This is a genomic window from Paenibacillus sp. MMS20-IR301 (genome assembly GCF_032302195.1).
In the GTDB taxonomy this organism is placed as follows: domain Bacteria; phylum Bacillota; class Bacilli; order Paenibacillales; family Paenibacillaceae; genus Paenibacillus_AQ.
The window spans coordinates 1584594-1599717 of the sequence record NZ_CP135275.1; the positions used below are offsets into that span (position 1 = coordinate 1584594).

12 protein-coding genes are annotated in these 15124 nt (G+C 51.8%); 7 read left to right on the forward strand and 5 right to left on the reverse strand.

Going from position 1 to position 15124, the window contains the following annotated elements; all coding sequences use genetic code 11:
- Positions 1 to 19: 19 nt before the first annotated feature.
- Together LOS79_RS07000 and LOS79_RS07005 are read right to left on the reverse strand one after the other, a co-directional pair.
- Positions 20 to 772: an HAD family hydrolase gene (locus LOS79_RS07000; protein ID WP_315417418.1), complete on the reverse strand. Its 753-nt coding sequence runs from the start codon at positions 770 to 772 to the stop codon at positions 20 to 22.
- A gap of 47 nt (positions 773 to 819) precedes the next feature.
- The gene (locus LOS79_RS07005; protein WP_315422046.1) at positions 820 to 1737 is read right to left on the reverse strand and encodes an ArsR/SmtB family transcription factor; all 918 of its coding nucleotides are present in this window, start codon (positions 1735 to 1737) and stop codon (positions 820 to 822) included.
- A 181-nt stretch (positions 1738 to 1918) separates the two neighbouring features.
- On the opposite strand from LOS79_RS07005, the gene LOS79_RS07010 reads away from it, so the two are divergent.
- The 5 genes from LOS79_RS07010 to LOS79_RS07030 all read left to right on the forward strand — a co-directional run bounded on the left by LOS79_RS07010 (position 1919) and on the right by LOS79_RS07030 (position 7306).
- Entirely contained in the window at positions 1919 to 3055 is a 1137-nt protein-coding gene (locus LOS79_RS07010) for an MFS transporter (RefSeq protein ID WP_315422048.1), read from the forward strand.
- A 95-nt stretch (positions 3056 to 3150) separates the two neighbouring features.
- Positions 3151 to 3876, forward strand: coding sequence for a phosphonate ABC transporter ATP-binding protein (locus LOS79_RS07015; RefSeq protein ID WP_315417420.1), 726 nt, complete (start codon positions 3151 to 3153; stop codon positions 3874 to 3876).
- 37 nt (positions 3877 to 3913) lie between these two features.
- Positions 3914 to 5200 carry a hypothetical protein gene (locus LOS79_RS07020; RefSeq protein WP_315417422.1) on the forward strand — a complete coding sequence of 429 codons (1287 nt, stop codon included), beginning with the start codon at positions 3914 to 3916 and terminating at the stop codon, positions 5198 to 5200.
- Positions 5193 to 5891, forward strand: a complete 699-nt coding sequence (locus LOS79_RS07025; protein WP_315417425.1) for a response regulator transcription factor — start codon at positions 5193 to 5195, stop codon at positions 5889 to 5891. The genes LOS79_RS07020 and LOS79_RS07025 overlap by 8 nt, the downstream gene beginning before the upstream one ends.
- Positions 5888 to 7306 carry a sensor histidine kinase gene (locus LOS79_RS07030; RefSeq protein WP_315422050.1) on the forward strand — a complete coding sequence of 473 codons (1419 nt, stop codon included), beginning with the start codon at positions 5888 to 5890 and terminating at the stop codon, positions 7304 to 7306. Before LOS79_RS07025 ends, LOS79_RS07030 begins: the two co-directional genes overlap by 4 nt.
- 106 nt (positions 7307 to 7412) lie before the next feature.
- Here the strand turns inward: LOS79_RS07030 and LOS79_RS07035 are convergent, their stop codons facing one another.
- On the reverse strand, positions 7413 to 8636 hold the full coding sequence (locus LOS79_RS07035; protein ID WP_315417427.1) for a glucose-1-phosphate adenylyltransferase: 1224 nt from the start codon (positions 8634 to 8636) through the stop codon (positions 7413 to 7415).
- Positions 8637 to 8939: 303 nt separating this feature from the next.
- Between LOS79_RS07035 and glgB the strand changes: the two genes are divergently transcribed.
- On the forward strand, positions 8940 to 10772 hold the full coding sequence (gene glgB, locus LOS79_RS07040; RefSeq protein ID WP_397386781.1) for a 1,4-alpha-glucan branching protein GlgB: 1833 nt from the start codon (positions 8940 to 8942) through the stop codon (positions 10770 to 10772).
- A 31-nt stretch (positions 10773 to 10803) separates the two neighbouring features.
- The gene (gene glgA / locus LOS79_RS07045; RefSeq protein ID WP_315417433.1) at positions 10804 to 12228 is read left to right on the forward strand and encodes a glycogen synthase GlgA; all 1425 of its coding nucleotides are present in this window, start codon (positions 10804 to 10806) and stop codon (positions 12226 to 12228) included.
- Between the two features lie 313 nt (positions 12229 to 12541).
- On the opposite strand, the gene LOS79_RS07050 is transcribed toward glgA, so the two are convergent.
- Positions 12542 to 12949: a nuclear transport factor 2 family protein gene (locus LOS79_RS07050; protein WP_315417436.1), complete on the reverse strand. Its 408-nt coding sequence runs from the start codon at positions 12947 to 12949 to the stop codon at positions 12542 to 12544.
- A 117-nt stretch (positions 12950 to 13066) separates the two neighbouring features.
- Entirely contained in the window at positions 13067 to 14812 is a 1746-nt protein-coding gene (locus LOS79_RS07055) for an alpha-glycosidase (RefSeq protein ID WP_315417438.1), read from the reverse strand.
- Positions 14813 to 15124 lie beyond the last annotated feature (312 nt).

The following is a 15124-nucleotide window of genomic DNA, read 5'->3' on the forward strand; positions in this document are numbered from 1 at the left end:
AACAATGTGAGCCGGGAGCTCAGCCGTGATGCTTGCGGAGCGCGGCTGAGCGGATCACCGGAGGAACCTCGCTGATTGCCGAAATCGTCCGTACAGACTGCTGCATTTCACGCTGAAGCTCGATCAGGTTGTAGAGCCATTCATTGGGCTGCTTCAGATAAATGCTGTTAATGCCGGCAGTCAAGGCCGGAAGCACATCGGTCCGCAGGGAGTTGCCGATCATCCAGGTGATTTTGCGGTCAAACTTGTAAGAATTCAGAATATCCTCCAGCGACTCCACGTTTTTATGCTGGCGGATATAGATCCGGTCATCGAAATAAGCGTCGAGCTTCATTTGGGCGATTTTGCGCTGCTGGATGGAATCATCACCGCCGGTATAGAGGTAAAGTGAGTGCCCGTCCTGCTTCAGCGTGTCCAGTGTCTCCACCATTCCCGGGTAAGCCTCAATCTCCTGATCATATACACTGAGGCCGAGCTTCATCAGCTGCTGTTCCTCATAGGGATCTGTCTTGCGGGCAAATTTGCTGCTGAAGAACCTGTATGTGGCAATCAAGGATTTCGGGAAATTATCACTGGCCAGTCCGCTTGTGCTGACGGTCTCTACATCGATTTCAACCTGCTTGGCGCGCAGCTCACTGGTCGTAACGCCGTAGTCACTGAACCAGTCGGACATCAGCTCGAAATAGCGGCCCAGAATGAGGTCAAAATATTTGTTGCAATGCACCAGGGTATCATCCAGATCGAAAATAACTTGTTGTGTCAAATATTTCATCCTGCTCACTCCTAAAGTTTTGTGAGAATCCATCTATGCTCCGCCAACTAAATGCGAATATAGGATTCCAGGAACATCTGCAGCTCGGAGGCCCCGTCCGGGCGGATGCTGTACCGCTCGGTGCCCTCACCTGACAGATGTACACGCAGCAGTCCGGCGACCCGCAGGCTGAGCAGATGATGCATCAGCATTTCCTGTGACTGCTTCAGCTCAGCCTGCATATCCAGGAGTGTTTTGGGTTCACCGGCAACGAACCGCAGCAGCCGGAGCCGGGTCGGGTCGGAGAGCGCCTGGGTCAAGCGCAGCAGCACTGTAGGCGGTTCTTCCTCATCCTCCGAAGGCACATCGACCGGATACTGGACGAGCATCAGATTTTTATAGAAGCAATACGTATTAATCGGCCGGTTATGTACGGTCGGGAGGAGGACAATCGTTTCAAGCCCCGGAACATCCTCAATCACCACACCGCCGGAGGCGTACTCAATTAACGGCACCATATCCATTTTGCTCTCCAGCATCTTCTTCTCGGAGGCATCCTCGATCAGAAGCGGAAGAATGTTGTGCTCCACATGGCGGAAATAATATTCATACCACAGCCGCAGCAGGGGAGTATAGCCATCCTTGATACGGGAACATTCTGCAGCCGTGAAATTATGGAAAAAAGGCTTGGTCCGCGCGAGGCATTCTTCGACCCTCGAGGAATCCAGCTCATCCAGAAACTGCTGTACCTTCGAGGCTTCGCCACGGCTGTAAGCCCATGCATACAGCACATCATAATCATCAAAGGGCCACTCGGCAGCCTGTCTCAGCGCCTGCAGCTGCGCCGGTGTAAAACGGCTGTCCACATCCCTGATCCAGTCGGTGCCGATCTCCAGATTGGAAATCCACTTCTTTGTCACATATAACATAAAACTGTCCAGCAGCTCATATACGGGGGATACATCAATTTTGAGTTCATAGTTCAGCAAACCGGTCACCTCCAGAAAATCCGTCACTTCTATATATTATCTCTTGTTTTGAAGAGGGTTGTCCACTATAATGTTCGGTGTTTGCCGCTCCGGTGTCTGATTGTTATACCGCCGGATTACATAGGAGGATTCAAACGTGTCAGATTCCAAAGCGATTCCGCAAGAAATCAGCAGCAAAATGAATTATGTTATTTTGATTACCGTAATTATCCTGGCCGGACTGAGCCAGGGGATGCTGCTCCCGGTGCTCTCCATCCTGCTGGAGCAGACTGGCATATCCTCATCGCTCAACGGACTTAATGCTGCAGCGCTGTATATCGGCTCCTTCGCCATGACGCTGATTGCCGAGCGGATGCTCGGGGCGCTCGGCTTCAAGAAGCTGATCAGCGGCGGGTTAGCCCTTGTACTGGTAACCTTGCTGCTGTTTCCGCTTATTCCGGGAGTGAAAGCCTGGTTCGTGCTCCGCCTGCTGGTCGGCATCGGCGACTCGGCGATAAACTACGCGGCACAGCTGTGGGTGCTGCTGATGTCACCGGCGGAGCACCGCGGACGCAATCTCTCGCTGTACGGCATGTCCTACGGCCTCGGCTTCAGCCTGGGGCCGCTCGGCATAAGCCTGCTGCGCTTCGGGCAGTCCGCACCGTTTCTGATTACCGCCGTATTGTTTGTGCTCGCGCTGCTGCTCGTCACCTTGAAGCTGCCGGATTCCCGTCCGGAGGCGATGGAGCATAGCGACGGCCAGGCGAGCCGGTTCGGGCGGAGCTACCGGCTCGCCTGGTATGCACTGATCCCGGCACTGCTCTACGGTTATATGGAAGCCAGCCTGAACAGCAACTTCCCGGTCTATGGCCTGCGTATCGGCTATAATACGGATCAGATTGCGACCCTGCTGCCGTTTGCGGGCATTGGCGGACTGCTGCTGCAGCTGCCGCTCGGAATCTGGAGCGACCGTTACGGCCGCAAGAAAATTCTGGTTGCTGCCGGAACAGGCGGCGGACTGGCCTTCGTCCTGCTGCCGCTGGCGGGCGGGCATTTCCTGCTGACGCTGCTGCTGCTCATGGCTGCCGGCGGGCTGGTCGGTTCCTTCTTCTCGCTGGGGCTAAGCTATGCCGCAGATATTCTGCCGCGGAGCCTGCTTCCGGCGGCGAATGTAGTCTCTTCCTTTCATTATAGTCTGGGAAGCATCGCCGGACCCGGCATCGGCGGACTGCTGCTGCAGTTCGGCTGGGGCGGCAGTGTATTTGCGGTGATGGGCGGTTTATATATTTTGTTCGGACTCCTCGGGTTATTATTCTCGCCACCGAAGACGATTTGAGGTAAAATAGGAACGAATGCTCGCATGGAATTTGATCCCGCTTTCAGAGTACACTATAGAGTAGAGTAGAGATGAGAACAGGAGAGGCTGAACTTATGATTACAGTTGAACATTTGGCCAAAGCGGTCGGGGAAGATAAAGCACCGGTACTGCAGGACATCGGATTTCAATTAGAGCCGGGAGAATTTGTAGCGGTGCTGGGAGGCAGCGGCAGCGGTAAATCCACACTGCTGAAGTGTCTGGCGCTGCGCGAGAAATGGGACAGAGGAAATTTCAGGGTAGACGGCACGGATATTATGAAGAGCCCCTTCGCCGGCAAACGCAAGATCCGCCGGGAGTGGGCTTATCTGGAGCAGAACGCGGAGCTGAATCCGAACCGCACAGCACTGAAGAATGTGCTGATTGGACAGGCCTCCCAGACACCGCTGTGGCGGATGGCGACAGGCATGGTCCGCTCGGATGATTATATGGGGGCCATGGACCAGCTGGATCTGCTGGGTCTTCTGGACAAAGCGAAGATGAAGACCAGCCAGCTAAGCGGCGGTGAGCGCCAGCGTGTGGCTATTGCCCGCGCACTGGTTCACGGCGCGAAGGTAATTCTTGCAGATGAGCCGGTTACCGGGCTCGATCCCAAGACAGCGGAGAATGTGCTTGATACACTCCGTAAGCTGTGCAAGGAAACAGGGCTTACCGTTATTACCGTACTGCCGATCGAGCTGGCAGAACGTTTCGCCAGCCGGTTATGGGTGCTGGAGGACGGCAGAATCAAACATGATGTGAAAGGACGCCGGCTGACCTCGCAGGAGCGGCTGCATCTGTGAGTGAAGCAAGGCGCGTAATAAGGAGAGCGTGATGATTGTGAATAAACGGTTACTCGGAAGGCTTGCTGCAGCTTCTCTGACCCTGCTTGCCCTGTCGGGCTGCACGTTCATCAGCGATCCGGTTTCCCAGATGAAGGTGCCGCAGCTGTCTGCGGATAAGGCTTCCCTGATGACAGCCATTAATTCTGCACTGAAGCCGCTGGATGCGGCGCTGATCCGTCCGGCTAATGATGATGACAGCTCCATTTTTACTGAGGATCTGGACAAGGACGGGATACTGGAGACGCTTGTCTTTTATCAGACGAAGAATGAAGCCGTTGTGATTCATGGAATGATTCTGGAGAAGCATGACGATGAATGGGTCAAGAAGCTGGTTTTTGACGGGGATGGGACGATGCTGGATTCCGTTGATCTGAAGGATGTGACAGGGGACGGGAAGCTGGATATCGTGACCGGCTATTCGCGCGGGGAAGAAAAGGGAATGGTTGTCTACAGCTATTCCGGCGGAGAACTCGAAGAAATTCTGACGAAGCCGTACACCAAATATATCGTGGATGACCTGAATGAAGACGGGGTCTCCGATATTACAGTCGTTTATTTCAAGCGGAATGAGTTCTCTACAATCACTACTTATCAATATAATGACGGCTTCAAGGTGCTGGATGAGCTGGACGAGCTGGACCCGTATTTCAATAATTATTACAATATTGTCTCAGGAAAAGTGGCCCAGAACAAAGAAGGTATAGTTCTGGATTCCTCCGTAGATTCACGCTCCGCTTACACAACGATGGTTGTAATGGAGAATAACAAGCTGCGTGTGGCTATTCCGGGGGATGTCCGGACCTTCAAGGACCGGAAGATTGTCAGTGAAGATATCGACGGGGACGGAATTATCGAGATCGGGATGCTTGAACCGCCGGCGGGCTGGGAATATTTCGACCCCGAGAGTATTCCTTACTTCAATTCGTATTTCAAATGGGACGGCAACAACGGCCTGACCTTCAGCTCGCAGCAATACAATGATCCGGAAGAACGGTTCATTATTAAATTTTCCCCGGAATGGCATGAGAAAGTCACCGTGGATACCAAGTCCGTACAGGACAAATCGCTGAAGTTTATTATGTCTGACACCGGGGAGACGGTTGCTGAAGTATCGTTCTTCACTCCTGCGGAATGGGACAGGGTAAAGAACACCGGCTGGAAGCTGCTCGGGCGTGATCTTGATAAGATGATCGGCTACCGCGGGGAGCTGGAGCAGAGCACAATCGGAGGAGACGACGGCAGAGTCAAATCCTCTATTGAAAGGAAGGGAATCGATGAGTAAAGTACTGATTCTGGAGGATGAAGAATCCATCCGCAGTTTTATTGTAATTAACCTGAAACGCAACGGCTTCGAAGTGCTTGAGGCAGCTGACGGAAATGAAGCGCTGCATAAGCTGACTACAGTTCCTGATATTGATATTGCACTGCTGGATGTTATGGTGCCCGGCATCGATGGCTTTGAGGTCTGCAGACGGATCAGAGAGACTAATGAGCGTCTGGGTATCATCTTTTTAACCGCCAAGGTTCAGGAGCAGGATAAGGTGTACGCGTTGTCGGTAGGTGCAGATGACCATGTCAGCAAGCCGTTTAGTCCTACTGAGCTGATTGCGCGGATTCAGTCGCTGCTGCGCCGGGTGAATGTGCACCGGGAGCAGTCGGCCAAGGTGTCGTTCCAGTCGGGTCCGTTCACGCTTGACCTGATCTCCAAGCAGTTTAAGCGCAGCGGGGAAGCAATTGAGCTTACGCCTACGGAATTCTCGCTGGTACAGTTCTTCCTCGAGAAGGAGAATACTCCGCTCAGCCGGGATTCGCTGCTGGATCATGTGTGGGGCAAGGAGTATATGGGGGACCCCAAGATCGTTGACGTAAATATCCGCCGCTTGCGCCAGAAGATTGAAAATAATCCGTCAGAGCCCGAATTTTTGCAGACGGTGTGGGGGCACGGCTATAAATGGAAAGGTCAGGTACAATGATCAGGAAGGGGATGCGCAGACAGATTGTACTGCACTATATTCTTGTAGTCTTTGTGGCGCTTCTCCTCGTTGAGACTATCTTTCTGCTGGCGATCCGGACGTATTATTACGACAGTATTTACAGCAAAATAACCCTTCATATCAGCACCGCCGAAACGTTTCTGAAATACGAACTGTCGGATGAGCGTTCACCCAATCAGCTCCAGAAGCTGCTTGATTTCTTCAATCTCGAATATACCGAGCTTGAGATTCTGACATTGAACGGTGATATCATCACCAGCTCAACCGGCTTTCAGCCTGACCGGACCATTACGACCAGTGATGTTCCCGAGGCGGTAGGCGGCAGTATCGGACGCTGGGTAGGCCGTCAGGCCGGCACGAATGAGAGTGTAATGGCTGTCTCGAAGATGGTGCAGATTAACGGGCATGATACTTATGTTTTGCGGTACCTGACCTCGATGGAGGGGGTGAATGCGGACCTGCTTAATCTGACCCTGCTCTCCATCGGTATCGGGGCAGCGGTTATGACCATTGTTGTCCTGTTCAGCTTCGGACTGGCCAATTCCATAGTGCGTCCGCTCAATAATATAACGGCGGTATCGGCGCAGATGGCCAAAGGCAAATTCACTACCCGCATCAAAGGGGATTACCGGTACGAAATCGGTGAACTGGCTTCAACGCTCAATTATATGGCGGAGGAGATTGTCCGCAGCAACCAGATCAAGGATGATTTCATTTCCTCTATCTCCCATGAACTGCGTACACCTCTGACCAGTATCAAGGGCTGGAGTGAGACGCTGATCTCCGGCGGCTATGATCCCGAGGAAACCAAGCTCGGTGTCGGCATTATCTCGAAGGAAAGCGACCGGCTGATCGGGCTGGTAGAGGAGATCCTCGACTTCTCCAAGCTGCAGCAGAATGAAATGAAGCTGTCCATCGGACAGGTGGATATCAAGGTGCTGCTGCAGGAGACCCTGCTGAATATCTGGGCGAAGGCTGAGAAGAAGCGGATTCACCTGCTGCTTGAGTGCGAGGAGACGATCTATACGAAAGGGGATGCCAACCGCCTGAAGCAGGTGTTCCTGAATCTGGTTGACAATGCGGTGAAATTCTCGCCGGAAGATTCCAGCATTGTGTTGTCCGCAGAGCGGCTGTCCCATGATGAAATGGCAGTAGCCGTACGCGACAGCGGAATCGGCATCAGTGAAGCCCATTTGGCCCGGGTGCGCGACCGTTTCTTCCAGGTCGATGCGCTCAACGGGGGAACCGGCCTCGGGCTCGCGATTTCCCAGCAGATTGTCGAGCTGCATAACGGCAAGCTGGAAATGGACAGTGAGCTGGGTAAAGGTACACAGGTCACTGTGATTCTGCCGCTGATCGAGCAGGCCCTGCCGGTTGATGGCAGCCAGCTCTAAGCAGGCTTGACAATCTATATATGTAAGTACACAAAAGGGATACAGCATGGGCCGGAGGGGCCGCAGTTGTATCCCTTTTGTGCGAGATGATTTAAATGCTATTGGGTTAAGAAGGCATTCCTTCGGCGACCAGGCGGCCGGTCTTCTCATAGACCTCTTGCAGGAGCCGGGAAGGCTGGGTACGGATGAGCGGTTTGGCCGCTACGATCTCATGAGGGCCGACTACTACAATATTGTCTGCACTGCCCTTGATCACAGCGCCGTCTTTAATGACGGCTCCTTCACCAATAATCGCATTCTCGATCAGGACACCGCGGCCGATGCGTACGCCCGGCATTACGACGCTCTGTTTGATTTTGCTCTGCTTGCCGATCTCTACACCGCCGAAGATTACAGAACGCTGCAGGCTGCCTTCCAGCAGGCAGGTCTCATGGACCAGGCAATCCGTGGATGGAGCCTGAGCCCGCGGCCGGTAAGCTGCCAGCTTGGTACGCAGCGCGCGGCTGTACATCGGCCAGCGGGAGTTATCGAGGCTGAAGCCGTCTTCTTCCTGTAGCAGGTCCATATGAGCCTCCCAGAGGCTGTCAACGGTACCTACATCTCTCCAGTATCCTGCAAAACGGTAAGCGAACAATTGATCACCCGCATCCAGCATAGCCGGGATTACATCTTTACCGAAATCATGGCCGGAGTCGGCACTGGTAGCATCACGCAGCAAATGCTCTTTCAAATACGCCCATTCAAATAAATAGATACCCATGGAGGCCAGATTGCTCTTGGGAGCCTTTGGCTTCTCGGCAAATTCGGAAATTTGCAGCTCCTCATTTACATTCATCACACCAAAGCGGCTCGCTTCATCCCACGGTACCTCCATGACTGAAATCGTTGCCTTGGCTGCTTTGAGGATATGGTAATCCAGCATTTTGCGGTAATCCATATGATAAATATGGTCAGCCGACAAAATGAGGACATGCTGCGGATTTTGACTGTCTATGAAATCAATGTTTTTATAAATGGCGTCAGCGGTACCTGTGTAGCTCTCTCTCCCTTCAATTCCGGAAGGAAGCAGCTTCACTCCCTGATCACTGCGGCTGTGCAGGCCCCAGGGCTCACCTTCACCAATATGCTGATGCAATGAGTTTGCTTCGTACTGTGTCAGCACACCTACAGTGTCAATTCTCGAATTCACACAGTTGCTGAGGGGAAAATCAATGATTCTGTACTGTCCACCGAAAGGGACTGCAGGCTTAGCCATACTGGAGGTCAAGGGGGCTAATCTGCGTCCTTCCCCGCCTGCCAGGAGCATGGCGATACATTCTTTTTTACTCATTAGTTATCCCTCCCATTTTTTTGTCAATGCTTGTAATATAACCTTCGGGCAAGTGCTTGAAACGACATAGGTGAATTATATTGCGGTACTTCTGGAAAAATTACATGAATAATTTTCTTTATTCAGAAATGCTGATTTTGCCCGCAAAGTTATTTTCAAATGGCAAATATTCGGGTAATGTAATAGGTGCATCCTATATACTAAGGTGGTGATGATTTGGCCGAAATACCAAAAACAGTAAACCTCCCGTCATCTGAAGATATTTATCTGTTCCATGAGGGCACGAATTATCGCAGCTATACGATGCTTGGCGCGCACATTGCCGTAGAAGAAGGGCAGGCCGGCGTTCGCTTTACCGTGTGGGCTCCTCATGCGGCATATGTAGGACTGGCTGGTGATCATAACAGCTGGGATGGAACAACAGACCTCGACACGTTATATAAGATACCCGAATCAGGATTTTGGAGTCGTTTTTTTCCGGGAATAACACCGGGAACTTTTTACAAATACAGGATTACTGGTGCAGACGGGACAAGCTTCCTCAAAGCCGACCCGTACGCGTTCAAGGCTGAGCTTCGCCCGGCGACGGCATCCGTTGTGGCCGATCTGGGCGGTTACCAGTGGGGGGATGCGGCATGGCGGCGGAAGAGCAAGCCTCCGTACAATGCACCAATGAATATTTACGAAATGCACGTTGGCACCTGGCGCCAGAAGGAAGACGGGGAGCTGTACACCTACAAAGAGCTGAGCAGCCTGCTGATTCCTTATCTGACCGATATGAGCTACACCCATGTGGAATTTATGCCGCTGGCTGAGCATCCCTATGATCTGTCCTGGGGATATCAGGGCACAGGTTATTTTGCCGCTACCAGCCGTTTCGGCGAGCCGCAGGATCTCATGTATCTGATCGATCAGCTGCATCAGGCAGGAATCGGCGTCATACTGGATTGGGTTCCGGCCCATTTTGCCAAGGATGCGCACGGTCTCCGAATGTTCGACGGTTCTCCGCTCTATGAGTACGCAGATCCGCTGCTGGCTGAGAAGCCGGGCTGGGGCACCTTGTCCTTTGATTTCAGCAAACCGGAGATTTCCTCGTTTCTGATCTCCAATGCACTATTCTGGTTTGAGCAGTATCATATTGACGGCATGCGTGTAGATGCAGTGACCAGCATGCTGCGGCTGGATTTCGAGAAGCAGCACCACCAGTACAGAAGGAACAGGAACGGCGGCATGGAGAATCTGGAGGCGATTGCTTTTATCCAGCAGCTTAATACGGCAATCTTCCGTTATTATCCGAAGGCGCTGATGATGGCTGAAGAATCCAGTGCCTGGCCGGGCGTCACCTCACCGGTGCATGAAGGCGGACTGGGCTTCAATTACAAATGGAACATGGGCTGGATGAACGACACCCTGGGTTACATAGAACATGATTTCGGGGCAAGGCCGTACCATCATAATCTGCTGACCTTTCCGATCTGTTATGCCTATTCGGAGAACTATACCCTTCCGCTGTCCCATGATGAGGTGGTGCACGGCAAGAAATCGCTGCTCGACAAAATGCCGGGTACCTATGAGCAGAAGTTTGCCGGCCTGAGGCTCCTGCTCGGTTATCAGATCAGTCATCCGGGGAAGAAGCTCCTGTTCATGGGCGGTGAATTCGGACAATTTATTGAATGGAAGGACCAGGACCAGCTGGACTGGCTGCTGCTGGATTATGAAGCCCACCGCAGGATGCTGGCGTATACCGCTGCTCTGAACAAGCTCTATCTTACGGAGAAAGCGCTGTGGGAGCTGGATCATGATATGGAGGGCTACCAGTGGATTGACGCAGACGACAGCGGACAAAGCGTGGTTTCTTATATCCGCAGGGGCAAAAAAACTGTCGACACGCTGCTGATCATTATCAACTTCCAGCCGGTGGAGCGGCGTAATTACCGGATCGGCGTACCGCGTCCAGGAACCTATGAAGAGATATTCAGCTCAGAGAATATAGAATATGGCGGAACAGGTATTCACAATGAACCGCTGAAGAGCACGAAGAAGGATTGGCATAACCAGCTGAACAGCCTGGAGCTGACGATCCCGCCGCTTGGATTCCTGGTGCTGAAGAAAACGGGACGCAAAGCAGTTAAATAAATGATCCATAATTCAAAAGGGGGAAATCGGGATGAAAGTTTTATTTGCCGCAGCGGAAGCCCATCCGTTTATCAAAACAGGCGGACTCGCCGATGTCATCGGCGCTTTGCCGAAAGCGCTCAAGGCCGCCGGAGTGGATGTACGGGTCATTTTGCCCAAGTATAAGGGAATTGCCGAGAAGTATTCCTCGCAGATGGAGCATGTAACTGAGCTTGAGGTGCCGATCGGCTGGCGCAACCAGTATTGCGGAATTGAACGAATCGTCTTTGAAGGTGTGCCTGTGTACTTTGTAGACAATGAGTACTATTTCGGGCGCGACGGAATCTACGGGTATATGGATGACGGTGAACGTTTTGCCTTCTACAACCGGGCGGTGCTGGAATGCCTGCCGGCCATTCAGTTTCAGCCGGATGTGCTGCATTGCCATGACTGGCATGCAGCGGTAATCCCGCTGCTGCTGCAGGGACACTATCGGCATGATCCCTTCTACAGCGGAATGCGCACCGTGTTCACGATACATAATCTCCTGTATCAGGGCGTATTCCCGTATTCGGTACTGGGCGAGCTGCTTGGCCTGGACGGCGGGTACTTCCCGAGCGTGGAGTATTATGGCAATGTGAATTTCATGAAGGGCGGGATCGTACACAGTGATCATGTCACTACGGTCAGCCCGACTTATGCAGATGAAATCCGTACGCCTTATTATGGTTACGGGCTGGACGGGCTGCTTGGCTCACGCTCTGAGGCGCTGAGCGGAATCGTCAACGGAATTGATACCAAGGTGTATAATCCGGCCAGTGATGCGGCGATTTACACCCGGTACCGTTCCAACCTGGCTAAGAAAGCCGAGAATAAGCTGGGCCTCCAGCAGGAGCTGGGTCTGCCTGTCGCTCCGTATATCCCTATGGTGGGGATGGTTACAAGGCTTGTAGATTCCAAAGGTCTCGATTTGCTGACCCGCGTACTGGATGAGCTGCTGTACTATGATGATATCCAGTTCGTGCTGCTCGGCACGGGAGATGAAGTCTATGAGCGCTGGTTCCGTGAAGCGCAGTGGCGTTATCCTACCAAGCTGTCGTCGCAGATTACGTTCAGTGATGCCTTGTCCCGCAAAATCTATGCCGCCAGCGACCTGTTCCTGATGCCGTCCAAGTTTGAGCCCTGCGGGATCAGCCAGCTGCTCGCCTTACGTTATGGCAGTATTCCGGTTGTACGTGAGACCGGCGGGCTGAATGACACCGTTCATGCCTATAACGAAGTGACCGGTGAAGGCAACGGCTTCACCTTTAAGGATTACAACGCCCACGATATGATGCACACGCTCCGCCGTGCCGTATCCTTTTACCACCAGCCCGACCACTGGAAAAGAGTAGCCAAGAATGCCTTCTCCGGCGATTACAGCTGGAACGTATCGGCGCAGCAGTACATTGATATTTATACCAAGATTACGGAGTAGAAAATTAATGATACAAAAGGCACTCCCCTGGTTGAAGACTGGGGGAGTGCCTTTTGCTTAGTCATTATGCCGAGTACCCGGAAAATAGATGGATTTTCTCCACTTGTTAACGAAAAACGGGGACGATTTCAAATAATAATTGGAAAAAGAACACTTAATATCAGGAAAATAGGGCAGAGTAAGAGAAATGGGAGAAGTTAAATGACATTTATCCAATTAAATATCCCGGAGTAGCTAAATCAAAGAAATTAAGATACGTTTTTCCACTTAATTCCATTGGATGAGTTGGCTGATGTACTAATCAGAGCGGCCACTAATTATCAGAGGCTGAGCCAGCTGCTGCTTCGTTTTCTCCGTACGGATAATAGTGTGGTGTTTTCGATTGAAACTCCTTTAACCTCACAATTCTGTTCCCAGCATTAAATTCAATCAATGACACTCCGTCAAAATCTCCAATCTCCGACTCATATTCGCACTGGAAGTACCACTCAACGGCAGTTGAACTGCCTTGATGAATGAATTGTTTGATCTCCCAGCAGAGGACCGTACCCTTCGTGTTCCAATCGTCGAACCATTGCTCAATAGCAGCTAATCCGTGGTATTCAGGACCGTAGCATTCCGTGTAGATGATGTCCGGAGCGAAGGTTTTCGCTAATACCGGTTTGTTTTTATAAATCCAGGACTCAAAATAATCTGCAATGATCTGTTCCCGTTCTTTCATTATGTATCCCCTTTCTTTGGCTGCTATTAGTGTACTACATAGGAGCATCCATACAGAAGGGTTATCCCATGCAGCCAACGTTCGGCTGAAGAGATAACCCGTTTTTATTAACCATACTCAATCCAGATTACGGTACAGAATCCGGTACCTGTACGGATCAAGCGCAATATTCATCATCCCGTTCTCTGGGATTACCGCTTCACCTGTCAGCGCATCGAGCCAGTCATCTGTCTCCATCGGGTGGCTGAGTGTACGCAGCTGCGGTGAATTATTCATCCAGACGGTGAAGTGGATCAGCTCATCGGCGCGCTCGTACACAATGCAAGGGTCGTTCTCACGGGCATACAGGATCCGGAAGCGGCCCTCACGGAGCGCCTTATGCTCCTTGCGCAAAGCAATCATCAGCCGGTAAAAGTCGTACAGCTCGCGGTCCTGCTTGTCCTTATCCCACTCCATGCATTTACGGCAGTCCGGGTCTTCATGACCGGTCAGCCCGATTTCGTCTCCGTAGTAAATGCAGGGCGTGCCCATGAAGGTGAACAGGAAGACGACGGTCAGCTTCAGCTTGCGCTTATCTTCGCCAAGGACGGTCAGCAGGCGGGGGGTGTCATGGCTGCCCAGCAGATTAAAGACAACCTCGTTCGTCTGCTGGGGATAACGCATAAGCAGGCCGCCGATGCGCTGACCGAAGGTAATCCCGTCCATTCCGCCGTTGAAGAATTCCAGTACGGTACCTGAGAACGGATAATTCATCACAGAATCAAACTGGTCACCGAGCAGCCAGTTTAACGAGTCGCTCCATACCTCGCCGACGATATAGGCATCCGGGTTCGCGGCTTTGACTACTTTACGGAAATCACGCCAGAAATGATGATCGACCTCATTGGCTACATCCAGCCGCCAGCCGTCGACTTTAATCTCCTTGATCCAGTACTCGGCAACCTCCAGCAGGTAGGACTTCACTTCGTGATTGGCAGTGTTAAATTTCGGCATATTACCATAGAAGCCGAAGGTGTCATACGTCGGAATGCCGTCAACAATTTCCGCCGGATATGAATTAATGTGGAACCAGTCACGGTAAACGGAGTACTCTCCCTTTTGCAGCACATCCTGGAATGGCGGAAACTGATCGCTGCAGTGATTGAACACGGCGTCCAGCATAACACGGATGCCGCGCTTGTGGCATTCCTCCACTACCTGCTTCAGCAGCTCATTATCGCCGAAATACGGGTCCACTCTTTTATAGTCAACAATGTCGTATTTATGGTTGGAAGGGGAGACGAACAGCGGCGTGAAGTAGAGGGCATTAATGCCGAGCTCCTGCAGATCATCCAGATGATCGAGCACCCCCTGGAGGTCACCCCCGAAGAAGTTATCCAGCTCCGGCTTGCCGCCCCAGGCCTCTGTTCCCTCAGGATCATTCAGGGGATTGCCGTTTGCGAACCGCTCGGTCATAATCTGATAGAACACCGCGTCCTTGGCCCAGGTCGGAACCTTGAACAGATCAATCCCGTGAATATAAGGGAATTCGTAAAAATGGTTTGGCGGCTGCGGACAATAGGTGCGGATGCCGTTATCGAGCAGATACACCGTTTCTTGTCCTTTGCTGACCCGGAAAGTATAGCTGAGCCGCTTGTATTTGGGCCGGACGGCCGCTTCCCAGTAGTCGAATTTATCGTCTGAGGCGGCTTTTTCCATGATGATGTCATAAGAAGTATGCTCCCAATCGTACTTGTCGCCAGTGAGCGCAACAACATAGTCTACATCATCACGTTTCGTGCGTACCCGCAGATGTATAGTTTTGGTGTCGTAGGCATAAGCCCACTTATCACGGGGAACATGGTACATTGCTTCCAGCAGCATGAGGGCACCTCCTAAAAAATTTTGTTACTTCAGAAGCACATACTTAATTCCAATTTATACCGCCGCTGAGTCCGCCTGAAACAATGCGGTTATTTCAGCAGCATGTGGAGATAGTAAACAGTATATACCCCCATTCATAGGATGTGCAAAATGCAGAGTACGCAGACATTACTGAATACGCTTCCTCTAAGCCCGTGAATTTGACAGGGGTTGTCACAAAAATGTCTTTGCATATTCATGCGAAGTGATTTATAATAAATCGGTCAATGAGACTACTTAGAGAACTTAATGAACTTAGAAGAATAGGGGAGA

Excerpts from the sequence above, each read along its gene's own strand:
- LOS79_RS07000 (WP_315417418.1), bottom strand. The coding sequence starts at position 772 with ATGAAATATTTGACACAACAAGTTATTTTCGATCTGGATGATACCCTG.
- LOS79_RS07010 (WP_315422048.1), top strand. The coding sequence starts at position 1,919 with ATGAATTATGTTATTTTGATTACCGTAATTATCCTGGCCGGACTGAGC.
- LOS79_RS07015 (WP_315417420.1), top strand. The coding sequence starts at position 3,151 with ATGATTACAGTTGAACATTTGGCCAAAGCGGTCGGGGAAGATAAAGCA.
- LOS79_RS07025 (WP_315417425.1), top strand. The coding sequence starts at position 5,193 with ATGAGTAAAGTACTGATTCTGGAGGATGAAGAATCCATCCGCAGTTTT.
- LOS79_RS07030 (WP_315422050.1), top strand. The coding sequence starts at position 5,888 with ATGATCAGGAAGGGGATGCGCAGACAGATTGTACTGCACTATATTCTT.
- LOS79_RS07035 (WP_315417427.1), bottom strand. The coding sequence starts at position 8,636 with ATGAGTAAAAAAGAATGTATCGCCATGCTCCTGGCAGGCGGGGAAGGA.
- glgB (WP_397386781.1), top strand. The coding sequence starts at position 8,940 with ATGCTTGGCGCGCACATTGCCGTAGAAGAAGGGCAGGCCGGCGTTCGC.
- glgA (WP_315417433.1), top strand. The coding sequence starts at position 10,804 with ATGAAAGTTTTATTTGCCGCAGCGGAAGCCCATCCGTTTATCAAAACA.
- LOS79_RS07050 (WP_315417436.1), bottom strand. The coding sequence starts at position 12,949 with ATGAAAGAACGGGAACAGATCATTGCAGATTATTTTGAGTCCTGGATT.
- LOS79_RS07055 (WP_315417438.1), bottom strand. The coding sequence starts at position 14,812 with ATGCTGCTGGAAGCAATGTACCATGTTCCCCGTGATAAGTGGGCTTAT.